1 protein-coding gene is annotated in these 324 nt (G+C 38.3%); it reads left to right on the forward strand.

What is annotated here, in order from left to right; all coding sequences use genetic code 11:
* On the forward strand, nt 1-263 hold a 263-nt coding region (locus ACLUWI_RS10420), incomplete at its 5' end, for an ATP-binding protein (protein ID WP_412147251.1).
* Nucleotides 264-324: the final 61 nt, after the last annotated feature.

Below are 324 nucleotides of genomic sequence, written 5' to 3' on the forward strand. Positions count from 1 at the left end.
TGTTAATCATCGATGAGATTGGCTATTTACCAATGAAACCAGATGATGCGAACTTATTGTTTCAACTCGTTAACAATCGGTATGAGCAGCATTCAACAATCATCACGACTAACGTACCACTATCTGGATGGGGAGAAATTCTACATAATCCGGCCGCGGCAGAAACCATTTTGGATCGCCTGGTCTATAAGTCACATATCATTAAAATTGCAGGCAAGTCATATAGATTGAAATCGGCGACTAATCATAGATCGCCATCTTAAACTGCCATAATTGTACATTTTCAAATTGCCATTTCTGTACAATTTTTAATTGCCCTTGACA

It is taken from the genome of Limosilactobacillus mucosae, from assembly GCF_046939755.1.
In the GTDB taxonomy this organism is placed as follows: Bacteria; Bacillota; Bacilli; order Lactobacillales; family Lactobacillaceae; genus Limosilactobacillus; species Limosilactobacillus mucosae_A.